This window comes from Flavobacterium sp. P21 (assembly GCF_050632225.1).
In the GTDB taxonomy this organism is placed as follows: Bacteria; Bacteroidota; Bacteroidia; order Flavobacteriales; family Flavobacteriaceae; genus Flavobacterium.
Map to the genome: position 1 here is coordinate 505,092 of NZ_CP192585.1, position 15,978 is coordinate 521,069.

Annotated in this window: 8 protein-coding genes and 4 pseudogenes; 3 read left to right on the forward strand and 9 right to left on the reverse strand. The window is 32.9% G+C overall.

Translation table 11 applies throughout. The annotated features are described in order from the left end of the window. The first annotated feature begins 53 nt into the window (after positions 1 to 53). Together ACQ9BO_RS02425 and ACQ9BO_RS02430 are read left to right on the forward strand one after the other, a co-directional pair. A pseudogene (locus ACQ9BO_RS02425) lies at positions 54 to 1,020 on the forward strand (SPOR domain-containing protein). A 126-nt stretch (positions 1,021 to 1,146) separates the two neighbouring features. Beyond that, positions 1,147 to 1,590, forward strand: coding sequence for a hypothetical protein (locus tag ACQ9BO_RS02430; protein ID WP_431243505.1), 444 nt, complete (start codon positions 1,147 to 1,149; stop codon positions 1,588 to 1,590). Here the strand turns inward: ACQ9BO_RS02430 and ACQ9BO_RS02435 are convergent. The 9 genes and pseudogenes from ACQ9BO_RS02435 to ACQ9BO_RS02475 form a co-directional block, all read right to left on the reverse strand. After that, on the reverse strand, positions 1,496 to 2,386 hold the full coding sequence (locus ACQ9BO_RS02435; protein ID WP_431243506.1) for a hypothetical protein: 891 nt from the start codon (positions 2,384 to 2,386) through the stop codon (positions 1,496 to 1,498). The two genes, ACQ9BO_RS02430 and ACQ9BO_RS02435, sit on opposite strands and share 95 nt — an antisense overlap. A 102-nt stretch (positions 2,387 to 2,488) precedes the next feature. Then, positions 2,489 to 3,247 (reverse strand): hypothetical protein, encoded by a 759-nt coding sequence (locus tag ACQ9BO_RS02440; protein WP_431243507.1) that lies wholly within the window; start codon positions 3,245 to 3,247, stop codon positions 2,489 to 2,491. Positions 3,248 to 3,323: 76 nt separating this feature from the next. After that, entirely contained in the window at positions 3,324 to 3,638 is a 315-nt protein-coding gene (locus ACQ9BO_RS02445) for a helix-turn-helix domain-containing protein (RefSeq protein WP_431243508.1), read from the reverse strand. Further along, a complete protein-coding gene (locus ACQ9BO_RS02450) occupies positions 3,572 to 5,560 on the reverse strand; it encodes an ATP-dependent DNA helicase (RefSeq protein WP_431245053.1) in 1,989 nt (662 codons plus the stop codon). The genes ACQ9BO_RS02445 and ACQ9BO_RS02450 overlap by 67 nt, the downstream gene beginning before the upstream one ends. A gap of 145 nt (positions 5,561 to 5,705) precedes the next feature. Next, positions 5,706 to 6,281, reverse strand: a complete 576-nt coding sequence (locus ACQ9BO_RS02455) for an OmpH family outer membrane protein (RefSeq protein ID WP_431243509.1) — start codon at positions 6,279 to 6,281, stop codon at positions 5,706 to 5,708. 651 nt (positions 6,282 to 6,932) lie between these two features. Next, positions 6,933 to 7,793, reverse strand: a pseudogene (locus ACQ9BO_RS02460) (class I SAM-dependent methyltransferase). A gap of 348 nt (positions 7,794 to 8,141) precedes the next feature. After that, positions 8,142 to 10,015: pseudogene (mnmG, locus tag ACQ9BO_RS02465) on the reverse strand (tRNA uridine-5-carboxymethylaminomethyl(34) synthesis enzyme MnmG). A gap of 484 nt (positions 10,016 to 10,499) precedes the next feature. After that, positions 10,500 to 10,919 (reverse strand): rRNA maturation RNase YbeY, encoded by a 420-nt coding sequence (ybeY, locus tag ACQ9BO_RS02470; protein WP_431243510.1) that lies wholly within the window; start codon positions 10,917 to 10,919, stop codon positions 10,500 to 10,502. After that, positions 10,916 to 14,298: pseudogene (locus ACQ9BO_RS02475) on the reverse strand (hypothetical protein). The gene ybeY and the pseudogene ACQ9BO_RS02475 overlap by 4 nt, the downstream one beginning before the upstream one ends. 175 nt (positions 14,299 to 14,473) lie before the next feature. Between ACQ9BO_RS02475 and gltX the strand changes: the two are divergent. Next, positions 14,474 to 15,967, forward strand: a complete 1,494-nt coding sequence (gene gltX / locus ACQ9BO_RS02480) for a glutamate--tRNA ligase (protein ID WP_431243511.1) — start codon at positions 14,474 to 14,476, stop codon at positions 15,965 to 15,967. The last annotated feature ends 11 nt before the right edge of the window (positions 15,968 to 15,978 follow it).

Genomic DNA, 15,978 nt, shown 5'->3' on the forward strand with positions numbered 1-15,978 from the left:
AAAAATTGTGAATAAAATTTTGATAACTATATTCGTTCCATAACTTTGTTACTATGAAAATCGAAAACTACATAGGACAGTTATTGTATCGTTATCAGTGTGTAACGGTTCCAGGATTTGGTGCATTCTTAACAGAAACTCAATCGGCACAAGTGAATGAAAACACAAATTCGTTTTCTCCACCTAAGAAGTTGATTTCTTTCAACAGTCACTTAAAAAACAACGACGGTTTACTTGCCAATCATATAGCAAATGCTGAAAAAACATCATATGGTTTTGCCGTAAGTGCAATTGCATTTGAAGTTTTAAGCTGGAAAAAAACGCTTGAAGAAGATGGTACGATAAGCCTGAAAAATATTGGTGAAATTCGTCTGAATTCTGAAAAAAATATCATTTTCACTCCAAATGATCAAACCAACTATTTGGCTACTTCTTTTGGACTAAGTCCGTTTATTTCTCCAGTTGTGAAAAAAGAAATTTTTGAGCGCAAATTGGAAGAAATTACAGAAAAAGAAACGATTGCGCTTTTTGGTGAAGAGGAATCAAAATCTTCGAATTCTTTATTGAAATATGCTCGCCATTTTCATTTTAGGACTTGGTATTACTGGAAGTATTGGCTATCCTTTGTACCAAAATCAAATTGATTCTCAAACTCTAGTTGTCGAAAGTGCTGTTCAGAAAAAAGTAGAAAACAAAATTCAGGAAGCGACTTTCTTTATCCAAAATCCTTTGCCTGCAGTAACGCTTTCGGTTGATTCTGCAAAAGTAGAAACTCCAGAAGCCAAATTAATGCCTTACCACATTATGGCCGGAGCTTTTAGAAGTGAAGCAAATGCTAAAAAAGCTTATGATCAATTAATAAAAGATGGTTATAAAGCACGTATGCTTGGCGAAAACAAACACGGTTTATTTCCTGTTTTATACGGAAGTTATGCAACTATGGCCGAAGCTACTAAAGCTCAAAAAGAAATACAAAAAGGCGAAAATCCAGATGCCTGGATATTAGTCGAAAACTTATAAAATTCCTAAAAATCCTATTCGAAAAGAATAGGATTTTTTTGTCCTATTCTGTTGCTTTAAAATTCTCATAAAGGTAATTACAATACTTTTCAAACGATAATTTAGCTTCTTATTAAAACTAAAAAAATGAAAAGCATTAAAATTATCGCATTGGCTATGTTCCTGATGAACACTAGCTATTTCTTTGCACAACAAACCAATACAGATCAAAAAACTTTAGAATTAGAACAAAAAAGAATTGACGCTGACTTTAAAAATCTTTCAGATCAAAATCACAGAGCGCTTGATACGAAAATCACTGAATTGAAAAGCAAGCTGAAAGAGGCTGAAAACAAAAAGAAAAATCTTGTTAAATCTGAAAATAATTTGAAAGCGACGAAAAGCAAAATTGAAAAACTGCAATCGACGAATCAAAAATTAGAGAACAAAATTGCTACAACTTCCCTTTCTGATGAAGAAATAACCAAACAGCGCATTAAAACGAAAGAAAACGAGGTGAACATTCAAAAACTAAAATTAACGCAAATAACGCAACAAAAAGAGCTTGAAAAAGTGATTTCAACGCTATAAACAAAAAGCCTATTCGAATTGAATAGGCTTTTTGTTTATCGTGAAACAATTTTAGCATCTTGAAGAAGTATTTTTTTACTTCCCTGATATATCGTAAATCTCGCCGGAGGCGAATTTTTTCGCCCAAAATTATAATTGCGCATTCGTAAGTATACTTATCATTTGCAAATTCATATTGATGATTGCCACCAATACCTTCGACAATAAGTTTGCCCTTATAAAGAATCATATCGGGCTTTTCACTCATCTTTTTTCCGATTGCCCATGATGCAAAACGATAATTATTTTTACCCAGATCATCGATTCTGATAATAAATTTATCTGTTTCTAAAATGCAAATTGGAGTCTGGAAATAAGCAATACTTGCATCTAAATCATTTTTCTGCGCATCGATAAGTTTCTTTCTGAGATCAATTTCAAATTTCGACAAATGGTTAACTGCTGTCAGACGTCCTTCTACATCGAGCCAAATGCTTCCTTTATCAAGCATGATCCCGCGCAAACCCATATCATGCCAATTTTCTTTAGGATTCGATTTTATGATTTCATCTTTAAAATTAGCATCAAAAACTTCATCATATCGTTTTATAAAATCTGATTTGTCAAGTATATCAGGTATCGGATATTCCCTGTTCAGTGGGTAAACAACCAGATCAGCCAAAACCTCTTTTTTGTTGTCTTTTATATTTTCAATAAACCGCTTTGCAAATATTTGGTAATCTGAACTTGCCTCTTGAGCAGATGTATAATTACAGATTAAAATTGATAGAATTAAAAACAAATAGCTTCTTTTCATCTTAAAAATATTTTTAATTAAAAACTAACTATCACAAAAACAATCAAATATAATCAAATTAAATTTAGTTCGTGTTGAGGCTTAAAGCTATCGCTAATTTGTTTAACGTGGAACAATAGTCGCGTCTTGATTTAAAATTTCTTTTCCGTTTTGTGTAATAATTAATCTCGCTGGAGGCGACTCGCTTGTGCCTAAAACTATAATATCGCAAGTATAAATATAATTTCCTTTTTTAAATTCGATATAATGGTTTCCACCAGATCCTTGCTGAACCCACTTCCCGTTAGTAATTACCAAATCAGGTTTTTCACTCATTTTTTGATTAATAGACCAAGAAGCATAACGATAATTTTCATTCCCTAAATCGTCAATTCTGATTCTGAATTTTGAAGTTTCTAAAATATACTCTGGTGTTTTAAAACTGGCAATTGATGGATGAAGCTTCGTTTTTTCATTAATAATCAGTTTTGCTTTTAAATCTTTTTCAAATTTTGATTGATAATTAATTCCTATTATTTTTCCGTCAGTGTCTATCCATAATGTTCCGTTATTCAACATAATACCACGCCAGCCCATTTCTGACCAATCTTTTGCAGGATTCGATTTAGTAATTTCACTTATCAATTTTTCATCAAAAACCTGATCGTATTTTTTTATAAAATCGGCCTTATTTACAATACTTGGAATTGGATATTCTCTATTGAGCGGAAATGAAATAAATTTTGCAACTGCTTCTTTATCACCCTTTTTCACATTAGCGATAAAACTTTTAATAAACTTTTGATATTCCGGTTTTAAGTCTTGAGCAATTACATTACTCATCCAAAATATTGCAATTGAGAGATATAATAGTTTTTTCATGATTTCTATTTTACATAATGTTTTTTAAGATATTTCTAAAATTTAGAACTCTAAACACAAGTTACAAAATCTAAAATCAGTTTATACTAGCTTTGAACATTTTAAGTTCATCCCAAGTAAATTCATCACCGTATTTTTCTTTTAACGGCGCTAACGATTCTTCTTGATAAAATTCAAAAGCATCTCGAAGTGCTAAAATTTTATCATCCGGAAGTACTTCAGAAATCTCTATTTTCTTAGCCTGAATCAATTTTATCAAGTGTGTTTCAACCGTCTGTTTCGTTATTTTTCTGATTCGTGCAATATCCTCAATTGAGTTTTTCTCTAACCAAAGTTCGTGCGTTTCTTCAACTGTTGTCTTTTTTGGTCCTTTTTCGACCGTTTTATCCAATTTTTGAAAGAATAACGCATTGCAGGCTCTTCGACTTGAAACATGTCTGTATTGGTCATTTTAAACTCCTCACGGATTCTCGAAATTTTATCCGTTTTATAATTTTTAATGGCTGGAGAAGTCAAACTATCTTTGCTGATTGTTTCACGGGAAACGACAATTTCCATAAGCAGTTTGGCTTTCATTAGTCGCAAAACGGCTTTTGTCTGCAAATCGTCCAAAACAGACAATTCTTCATAAAACTCTTTTACTTTTTTAAATTTCTGAATTTCAGCCATTTTTGCCAACAAATCCGTGACCAATTTATCCATTGGTTTAAAAAAGTAGTCATAAGCCGCTTCTACCCTTTCTTTCACAAAAATCAAATCGACAGTTTCACCGTTGAAAATTTTATTCAGTTGTAGAATGAATTTCTGCGAAGGATCCACCAAACTTTCAATTGAATCCAATCGTTTATGCGCCCAAACGGAATGTTTTGATTTTTCGGAACTTGTCGCATTTTCGTTATAGCTAAATCTATGATTTCGCCATTCCTGAGCCAAATCTGTCCAATTAAAACTGTTGATCAAATAGTTATGAATAAAATTTTTGGTTTCAAAATGTAGTGAATTTTTCAAATCATCTTCTGTCGCTTTGTTTAACGCATAATCCATGACATCTTGATCATTCGAAAGTCCGTTCATTTGCATCGAAGAAAGCAAAACAAGCCCATTTAAGGACGTTAAACGCGAAAGTGCTACATAGGCTTGTCCAGGTAAAAAAACTTGCGATACATCAAGCGCGGCTTTCTCAAAAGTCAGTCCTTGACTTTTGTGCACCGTAATGGCCCACGCCAATTTGATTGGATAATGAGCAAATGTGCCTAAAACTTCTTCTTCAATCTCTTTTGTCAGTTCATTTACCTTGTAGCGAATGTTTTTCCACTCGTATTTTTCGACTTCAATGGTTTTATTTTCTTCAGGAAAGTGAACGAAAATTTCTTCAGCAGAAAGCGATTTTATTACACCCATTTTTCCATTGAAATATCTTTTTTCAAATGACAAATCATTCTTCACAAACATAACCTGCGCACCCACTTTAAGCTTCAAATTTTCTTCAACTGGGAAAATTTTTTCAGGAAAATCACCAACTACAAAAGGCTGAAAACTGAATTCATTTCCAGTCAAATCACTGATTGCTTGCTCATTAATCGTATCTGCTTTGGCATTGTGAGTCGTCAGCGTAATATATCCAGGATTCATTTTTAAATCAAAATCTGGTTTTACATATTGATTTAAAACTTCAACATCTTCTTTTGTAATTTGATTGTTTCGAAGATTGTTCAAAACCGAAATAAAAACATCATCGCTTTGACGGTAAATCTTAGATAATTCAATATACAAAGGCGGATTTTGCTGAATTACGTGCGAATGGAAAAAGAATTTTCCTTTATAATAATTGCGTAAAGTTCTCCATTCCTCATCCCGAATTACTGGCGGAAGCCGCAACAAATCGCCAATAAAAAGTACTTGAACACCACCAAAAGCTCGTGTATTTCTGCGAACTGTCTGCATCATAAAATCGATAGCATCCAGTAAATCAGCACGAAGCATGCTGACTTCATCGATAATCAGCAATTCCATATTTCGGATCACATTTCGCTTGACATTATTCATTTTGAAATGTCGTCGAAGAGATTCTTTGTTTTCAAATTTCACAGTATCGGTAAACTGAGAACTTTCTTCATAAGTGGGAAGAAAAGCCGAAAAGGGCAACTGAAACATCGAGTGAATCGTAACACCACCAGCATTTAGCGCCGCAATACCTGTAGGCGCCACAACCACAGTATTTTTGTGTGTTGTAGCAATTATTTCGCGCAAAAGAGTCGTCTTTCCTGTACCAGCTTTTCCGGTAAGAAAAATAGATTTTTGCGTCTGATTTATGAATTGTAAGGTGTAAGCGACAGACTTCTGAAACGTTTTGCATTAGGCAGGTATTAAACGCCAAAAATATCGCATTTTTATAAAAGAAAAAAACCTAAATCAGTTACTGATTTAGGTTTTCTTAGTTTAGTTAGTTTTGGAAGTCTTATTTTTTAGCCTCTTCTTTTGCGGCTGGTTTAGCTTCTGCTTTTGGAGTCGCTTTGTACTTTTCATTCAATTCTTTAATGATCTCTTTTGTGATATCATACTTATCTTCAGCATATAATACAGTTGCGGCATCACCAGTACCATAGATGTATGCATAACCATTTTTCTTACCGTAATCTTTGATGAATTTTTTAACTCCACTGATTAAAGAGTCCATTTCTACACCACTTTCTTGCTGTAATTGTTGCGACAAAGCTTGTTGAGCGTAGCCCAATTGTTGCTCTCTTTTTTGCAATTCAGCTCCTCTTTGTTGTGCCCATTGCTGGCCATTTGCCTGTGCTTGGCTTTGAAAATTAGCGACGTCTTGTTTAAAACGAGTAATTTCAGCTTGTAGTTGTCTTCCTTTTTCCTCTGCCTGAGCTTTGTATTTAGCTTCAAGGTCTTTTGCTTCAGTGTATTCTTTCATTAAAACTGAAGTATCTACGTAAGCTGTTTTTACTTCCTTAACTTCCGCTGTTTTATTACAAGAAACAGCCAAAATTGAAAGCCCGATAATTACTAATGCTTTTTTCATTTCTAAATTTCTATTTTTTTATTGGTATGAAAGACAAAAATATAAAAAAATAAATAGCATCGACATAAACTTTAAAAAATGCTAAAATTTTATGATATTGGTATTCTTTATGGAAATTTTTAATGTTATAAAATATCATTATTAAAAGTGGACTTCATAGCTTTTATTAGCGAAATCCTTTTGAAAAAGAAGATACAAACCCTCATTTCACCTTAAAAAGTCCCGGAAACACGCTAATTTTACGTCTTGGACACTTTTAAGTGCCAAAATTGGCTTCCGATTCGTTTTTGGATTTCAGCGAAATGAAATTTTGATCAAAACGGGATTTTTCCAAAAATAAAATCATTTTTTTCTTTTTCTCTTTATCAATTCAAATTTGATACAAAAGTGCATTTTTTCAATTTTGGAAATTTATTCCAATTTTTGAAAAGCGTTTTTTTTTAAAATTTTCTAAAATTTAAAATTTCACATTTTTGATCGAAAAAAAACAAAAAAATGCCACAAAAATATGGCATTGATTTTCTTTATGAAGTAAATAAATACTATAAAATATCACTATTAAAAGTGGCTTTCATAGCTTGCTTTAGAGCGATTTTCTAGAAAAAGACAACACAAACTCTGCTTTCAGCCTAAAACGTCTCTAAAACGGGCTTATTTTACGTTTTGCTTGTTTTTTAGGACATAAATGTGCGATGAATACTCTTTTGTTGACGATGCTTTTAAATTTGATCGCAAACCGACAAAAAACGCAGTGACAAAATTCATTTTTCCGGTTTTGTATTTTTCAGAAAGAAGACTCACATAAAATGAATCAAATTTCATTGGAAGTACTTTTTCTAATTTCATGTCAACTTTTTCAAAAAGTATTTGGATCGATTTTTTTGAAAAATGCCAAAAGTGAATTGGCACATCAAAAGCGACCCAAAATTCTCCGTAATGTTTTGCATCGAAAGATTTGAAATTCGGAACAGCAACAATCAATGTTCCAGTTGGCTTCAATAATCGCTTCAATTCCTGAATTTGATTTTCCAAATTTGGAACGTGTTCCAAAACGTGCCACATTGTTATTACGTCAAAAGAATTATTTTCGAGTTCGCTGATTTCTTCAACAAATGAAATTCCTTTTTGCTTTGCAATATTTTTTGCTCGGTCGCTTGGTTCAACTCCAATTACATTCCAACCATCATTTTTTGCTGTCAACAAAAAATCTCCAGTTCCGGCACCGATGTCTAAAATTTTTCCTTTTTGAGATTGTTCTGAATTAATCAAATTCAGTTTATTTTTTAAAGCGATACTTTTTACAAAATGATAGGCTTTTTCAAAAACAGAACGTTTGTTATCTGTATGCGAAATGTAATCTTCGCTTTCGTAATATCTTCCTAAATTTTCTAAATCTGGTCATGGGGAAGTAATCAGCATGTCCAAATTTTCATCGTAGTATAAATCGAAAATTTCTTTTGAAACAGAATGGTCTTTTACAGTTAGAAAATGTTTTTTGTTTGAAACGTCCATTTTTTAATTAATAGTTATTTAATAGAATTCGGGTTTGAATAATGTTTAATCGAATCAAAGTTCATCCAAACATTTACTTTTTTATTTTTCAATCAAATCGTAAAAAGATGGACAATTAATTGTCCATCTCTACAATCATGAATATTTTATGTTAAAATAATCCAACGCAACTTTTTAAAAAAGTTTCACGTGGAACAAAATCAATTTTAGATCTCTGATTTTAGATTTTAAATTATTTACAGGAATCTAAAAATCTGCGCTAGCATATAACCTTTTTAGTTTCACGTAAAACAAATCATTTCAAAAGATCAAAACAATCTAAAATCTAAAATCAGCAATCTAAAATCTTTATCTTCCCATATAAATCAAAAGCACGGAAATATCACTTGGTGATACGCCACTGATTCTTGAAGCTTGAGAAATTGTCACAGGACGAATTTTGCTCAATTTTTGTTTTGCTTCAATCGACATAGATTTAATTTTATTATAATCGAAATTCTCCGGAATTTTTACTTCTTCTAAACGATTTAGTTTATCTGCATTATTTCTTTCCTTTTCGATGTAACCAGAATATTTAACTTGAATTACGGCTTGCTCAACAATTTCTTCATCAAGATTATTTTCTTTAATATAGGCTTCCACTTTTTCGAATTTCAACATATCTTCCAATTCAATTTGCGGACGAGAAAAAACTTTAAACATTTTATCTCCTTGCGAAATTGGCGCAGATTCTTTTGCTTCTAAAATTGGATTTGTTTCTGCAACTGTAACACTCGTCTCTCTAAAAAACGAAACCATCTTTTCAGACTCGTTTAATTTGTGTTCCATTCTTCTCATACGATCTTCAGAAGCCAAACCAATTTCGTATGACATTGGCGTCAATCTGAAATCGGCATTATCTTGTCGCAACAATGTTCTGTATTCTGCTCTCGATGTAAACATACGATATGGCTCCTCCGTTCCTTTCGTAATCAAGTCGTCGATCAAAACTCCAATATACGCTTCATCACGTTTTAAAATTAATGGCGCTTTTTCGTGCACTTTTAAATGCGCATTTATGCCGGCCATCAAACCTTGCGAAGCGGCTTCTTCATATCCTGTCGTTCCATTAATCTGTCCGGCAAAATATAATCCTTCAACCAACTTTGTTTCCAAAGTATGTTTCAATTGTGTCGGTGGGAAATAATCATATTCAATTGCATAACCTGGGCGCAAGAATTTCACATTCTCAAAACCGGCAACGGTACGCAATGCTTTAAATTGAATATCCTCTGGAAGCGAAGTTGAAAATCCGTTTACATAAACTTCACAAGTTTTCCATCCCTCTGGTTCAACAAAAAGTTGATGGCGTTCTTTATCTGCAAAACGATTAATCTTGTCTTCAATCGAAGGACAATATCTCGGACCTAAACTTTTTATTCTTCCGTTAAACATTGGCGAACGATCAAAACCAGATCTCAAAATATCATGAACATCCAAACTTGTGTATGTCATGTGACAAGATCTTTGATGCGTTAACGGAACCGTTAAATCCGAATAAGAAAACTTATCCGGTTTTGCATCTCCTTTTTCTTCGTTCATTTTCGAATAATCCAAAGAACGACCATCTACTCTCGGAGGCGTTCCTGTTTTCATTCTTCCAGCTTCGAATCCCGCTTTCACTAAATCTTCGGTAATTCCGGTTGCGAGCACTTTCGCCCGCTCTTCCTCCACCGAATTGTTTTTCTCCGATATGAATCAATCCGTTCAAAAAAGTTCCGTTTGTCAACACAACAGATTTGGAACGAATTTCAACTCCAAGCGAAGTTCTGATTCCTTTTATCTTTCCGTTCTCGATAATCAGACCTTTTACCATTTCTTGGTAAAAATCTAAATTCGGAGTTCCCTCCAACATCAATCTCCATTCCTCTGCAAAACGCATTCTGTCACTTTGAACTCTTGGCGACCACATTGCAGGTCCTTTCGATTTGTTCAACATCTTGAACTGAATTGCAGTTCGATCAGAAACAATTCCGGAGTATCCACCAAGCGCATCGATCTCACGAACAATTTGTCCTTTCGCAATTCCACCCATCGCAGGATTACAAGACATCTGGGCTATGTTCTGCAAACTCATTGTAACCAATAAAGTTTTGGATCCCAAATTTGCGGCGGCCGATCGCGACTTCAGATCCAGCATGACCAGCACCAACTACAATAACATCGTATTCTTCTAAAAACATTTTGTTTCATTATTCTCTGGAAACCGTTTAAGGCAGTTCTCAGAATTAAATTTATTCTCCTTTTGTTCCACGTGGAACGAATGATTTAAATTCCAAATTCAAATTTCAATATAACTTATGTTTCACGTGGAACACAATATTTGTTTCAGCTTTCAAATCTACACACAAACGTTTCACGTGGAACACATATATAAACTAGAAACAACTCGAAACTTTAAATCAAATCCATAATCGTTCCACGTGGAACGATTCATTTAATCAATTAATCTTTTAAACTTTCTTATTTAAAAAATTCAAAACGTTTCGCATGGAACACAGTTTTAAATTAAAAAGTTTAAAAAATTTATGTCGTTCCACGTGGAACGACATAAATAAATATGTTGTTTTTCTCTTAGATGTTTCACGTGGAACATCTTTTTTTCTATTTAAAGAGATAAAAACGTTTCACGTGGAACATACTTCTGCTTCTTTTTTAGATGTTTAATTACTGTTCCACGTGAAACATTGCAATCTTTTCATCTTCTTTTGAACGCATCAATTCTGCATCAGCATCACTTTTATCTTTGTATCCACAGTAATGTAATATACCGTGAGCAAGTACACGTTTCAATTCTTCTTCGAAAGAAACATTAAAATCTTTTGCGTTGTCTTCTACCCTTTCTACAGAAACAAAAATATCTCCGTTTAATTCGTTACCAACTGTATAATCAAAACTGATAATATCAGTTAGTGTATCGTGGTTTAAATACTCTACATTTATCTTATGCAAATACTCATCATCACAAAAAATATAATTTATTTCTCCTTCTCTTTTCTTTTCAGAAACAATAACTGCGCTTAACCAATCTGTAAAAGCTTGTTCGTTGTCTAAAGAAAATTCGGTTTCGTAATTAAAGTTTATCATTTTGTATTAAAATATTCTTGAACCTTTTGATTAAAATTCGAGCGCAAAGGTAGCGATTGTCTATTTAAAATTTCTACACTATTTAAATAATCAGTTAATGAGCTTGGTAGAGCATTTGAACGATTAGGAAATTCTGTCTTATTTGTTTCAGATTGACGCTTCGTATCTTGGCCTTGTTGCTGAATTGCATTGTTTAATTTTAGCAACTCTTGCTGAATATTTAAAATTCTTTGCAGGTTCTCATTCTTAAATCCTTTGTTTAAAATCTGTTTTTCTGAAGCTTTCATCTGTTCAATTGCATTTCTTCCTTGCGCATCCAAACCTTTTTTGCTAATTCATTTTGTAATGCTTCACGAAGTTTTACCTGTTCTTTATAAATCTCCATTATCTTTTCAGCGTCTCCTTCTCCATCTTCACCTTCATTTCCATTCTTGCCTTTTCCTCCATTTTGATTTCCCTGTCCGTTTTTACCTTGACCACTTTTACCATCTTTTCCTTGTCCATTCTCTTTTCCTTCTCCCGGTTTTGATTCACCGCTTTTTCCATCTTTACCAGTTCCTGGTTTATCACCAGACTTCATTCCGTCTTTCATTTTATCAGCTAAGCCTTTTTGTTTTTGAATAATATCTGGAAGTTGCATTCCTTGTCCATCTCCAGGTTTTGGTTTTCCAGCTCCCGGATTAGCCATAGACATTTGCATATTATTCAAAAGGTCACTTAAAAAGTCTGCCAATTTGTTTGCAGATGAAACTGCGTATTGCTGATGTGAAACTCCTTTTGGGATTTGAACATCGGTTAAAACCTCAATCGCTTTGTCCATATTATATTGTACGTTGCCAATTTCTTTAGTTACATCTTCGGCAACTTTTGGATTTCTAAGAGACAATGCAAACAAACTATCATCAACATGTTTGAACTGTTGCTTTAAATTCTGCTGAATTTTGATGTTCTTAGTATAAGCAGAAGAACCTAATTTCATCGATTTAAATTGTTTCATAACATCTTCCTGAGATAATGAAAAAGCTAAAAGGTTATCCAGAATTTGACGAAGCATTGCAACATCTTCTTGCAATTGTTCTTGCTCTCCACCTTCCATACTTGAACTCATTTGCTCTGCCATTGACTTCATTTTCTTTGAAGCACTTTTCTGTTTTGGCTTAGCCGAAGAAGTATTCTTTTTACTCAATTCTTCAGAAGCTTTATTCAAATCATTCTCTACATCTTTTTCTTTTGAAGCATCTTTCGGAATATCTAAAGGAGATTTTAAAGTATTGTTCTCCTCTTTCAAATCTTTAAGATCTTCCTGAATCTTATCAAATGACTTATTGATATCGTCCTGCTTCTCTTTTGTGTTTTCAGCATCTTTATTAGAAAGTTCTTCTTGCTTTTCAGCCAACTTATTTAGTTTCTCAGCAACTTGCTCAGTTTTCTTTTCTACATAAAAACGCTTGGTTAATTCGACTAATTGTTCTAAATTACGAGATTGATTTTTGCTGATTTGTTTGAACTTTTCCATCTTATCAAACAACTCTTCGCTGTTTAATTTGTCATTTAGATTCTTCAGTTCATCCATCAATTTCTGATTTTTCTCCAAATCTTTTTCTGCGTTATCTAAACGCTTTTGCAAATCTTCGGCAGTTTTATCTTTCTTGTCGGTATTGTATTTATCTAAATTCTTATTCATTTTTTCAGCAAACTGCTTCATCATTTCGTCTTGTTGTTTTTGACGTTTGATAAAATCATTTACCTTCTGTTGATCTTTGAACTCTAAATTATCTTTTTCTTTTCCGGTGTTTTTTAGTTTGTCCATATCAGAAAATTGCTTTTCCTGATTCTTTAGCGATTTAGATAAACTATTAATGTTGGCATTTTGCTGTTGTAATTCTGCATCATGAACTTCATCTGTTGTAGCAACTCGATCTGAAAATGTAGATGACTTTGTGCTCTTAAATCCGTGTGGTGCATCGTTGTCAAAAACCTCAAAATAGTATTCATACGACACTCCTTCTTCTACTGCAAGATTACTTGGAAAGTTAAAAACGAACTGATCGAACACTGTTTGCTTTACCGGAATGGTTCCGCGTTTTGCAGTTTGTGGTTTGCCATGTTCGTAATAAACGATCTGTAATTTTGATAATCCGTAGTCATCTCCCAATCTTCCTAAAACATAATTTTTATCTAACTTCAAACTATCTGGAGCTGGCGAAACTGTAATCGTTGGATGCTGATCTTTGATAACAGACAATTGGTAATCCAGTTTTTCATAATTCTTAACTTTACTATTAGAAGTCTGAATTTGATATTCAGTATTCTGACTGATGCTTTTTACTAACTTAAATTCATCATCAGATTTATTAAATTTAAATACTGAATTCTCATCTTTCCAAACGATCTCCTGAGTTGACTTTGTAGACATTTTCCAAGTTACAGTTGTTCCTTCTGGTACGATTGCGTTTCCTGTTCCCTGAATTATTTCTGATTTCTTTTTCAGATAAGATGGAAAATTCAGAACCATTTCGAAGTTAGCAATCGATGGAACTGTAATAACTTTTAATTCATATTCATTTGATGAAACCGAATTTCCTTCAAAAGAAAAAGCCATATCTGAAGTTGGTTTTTCAATCTTGAATTCGAACTTTCCTGTTTGAGAAGATTCCATAAAATAGCTTTCGTTTCCTATATGGATCATCACATTTTCCGGAACAATGTTTCCTTCAGTTTCTACTTTTACAATAAAATCTTTGTTTTGTTCTGTCTGTAAATTGTCATTTAAAACTACAAATTTGAAAGGAGCCGGTGGTAAAAAAGCAGAATTGAAATGCACTACTCTATTAAAACTTTGCGAAATAATATTGCTATTTCCAGAAACAAAAAACACTGCAAACAATAAAACCGGAATCAAAGCTAATGGCAAATACTTTTTATTTGAATTAAAATTGATGGCATTTCCAAACGGAATTGGTTGCAATGAATTTGCTTTTTGTTCGATCGAAGCCAACATTAATTCTGAACTTTCTGCAGAATTTTCATTTGATGAAAGCTGTAAAAAATTCGTCAGCTTATCGCTAACTTCTGTAAAATGATTTCCAATAATAGCAGAAGCCTGATTATAATCTATTCCTTTTTGAAGTTTGAACAACTTAAAAATTGGAAATAAGATGAAACGAAACAGCAGAAAAACTTCAACGGCAATAAATATCCAAAATAAAAGTGTTCTTCCTAATGGTTTCAGCCAAAGAAAATACTCGATAAAAAGCGTAAAAAGAAAATACAAAAGTCCGAAACCAATAAAAAGAAGTGCTCCTTTTATCAATTCATTCATGTAATATTTCTTTATAAATCCTTCTAACTTCTGATATATTGCAGATGATGTTTTCAAAATAAAATCTCTTTTAATTATAACCCATAAAAGTAGTAATTATAAAGATTCAAATTTCAAAAATCAATTGCAATAACAATATCAAAAAATACAATTAATGATTACATCATAAATCTAAAATCTAAAATCAACAATCTTAAATCTGAATTGTATCTTTGCATCAAAATTTATACAAATGTCAAAGCAAGTTCGTGTGCGTTTTGCACCAAGTCCGACAGGAGCATTACACATTGGTGGTGTTCGTACTGCCCTATTTAATTATTTATTTGCAAAAAAACATAATGGTGTTTTTTATCTGAGAATTGAAGATACAGATCAAACCCGTTTTGTTCCAGGTGCTGAGGCTTATATTATGGAAGCTTTAGAATGGTTAGGAATTTCTCCTGATGAAACCGTTGGAAAAAATGAAAAATTTGGTCCATACAGACAAAGTGAACGTAAAGAATTATACAAAAATTATGTTGACGAACTGATCAATTCTGGTTGGGCATACTATGCTTTTGATACTCCAGAAACTTTAACTTCATTAAGAAATGAACAAGAAGCACAAGGAAAAACATTTATTTACAATCATACAAACCGTGAAAAACTAGATACGTCATTAGTAATTTCTGCTGATGAAGTTTCAAAAAGAATTGCAAATGGAGAACATTATGTAATTCGTTTTAAAACTCCGGTTGATGAAACTTTACACTTAACGGATATCATTCGTGGTGATGTTAAATTCGAAACGAACTTACTTGATGATAAAGTTTTGTTTAAAAGCGACGGAATGCCAACCTATCATTTAGCGAATATTGTCGATGATCATTTGATGGAAACTTCACATGTGATTCGTGGTGAAGAATGGTTGCCATCGATGCCACTTCACGTTTTATTATACAGAGCTTTTGGCTGGGATGCGCCGGAATTTGCTCATTTGCCTTTGATTTTAAAACCAAATGGAAAAGGAAAATTATCTAAACGTGATGGTGAAATTGGTGGATTTCCAGTATTTCCTTTAGATTGGAAAGAACTAAAAGGATTTAAAGGTGACGGATATTTACCAGAAGCATTAATTAACTTCCTTGCTTTATTAGGTTGGAATGATGGAACAGACAAAGAATTATTTTCTTTAGAAGAATTAGTCAAAGCTTTTGACTTGAATAGAGTACATAAAGCAGGAGCTAGATTTGACATTGAAAAAGCAAAATGGTTCAATCATCAACATTTAATCAAACAAAATGATGCTGATTTAGCGAAAGACTTCTCTCCTATTTTGGTTGAAAAAGGCTTCTCGACTCCGCTCGAAGTGACAACGCGTATTGTTTCACTAGTAAAAGAAAGAGCAAATTTCGTTTCAGATTTTTGGGATTTAACTGATTTCTTTTTCCAGGCACCAACATCATACGATGAAAAAGCAAGCAAAAATTGGAAAGAAGAAACTCCAGCTTTAATGCAGGAATTGATTTCGACTCTTGAATATATTGATGGTTTTGATTCAGCAAATATCGAAGCAATCGTAAAAGATTGGTTAACTAAAAATGAAATTGGAATGGGCAAAGTTATGCAACCTTTCCGTTTAAGTTTGGTTGGCGCTCTTAAAGGTCCTCACCTATTTGACATTGTTGAAATCATCGGAAAAGAAGAAACTATTTCGAGAATTCAGAAAGCGATAGCAACTTTATAAAAACAAAAAAG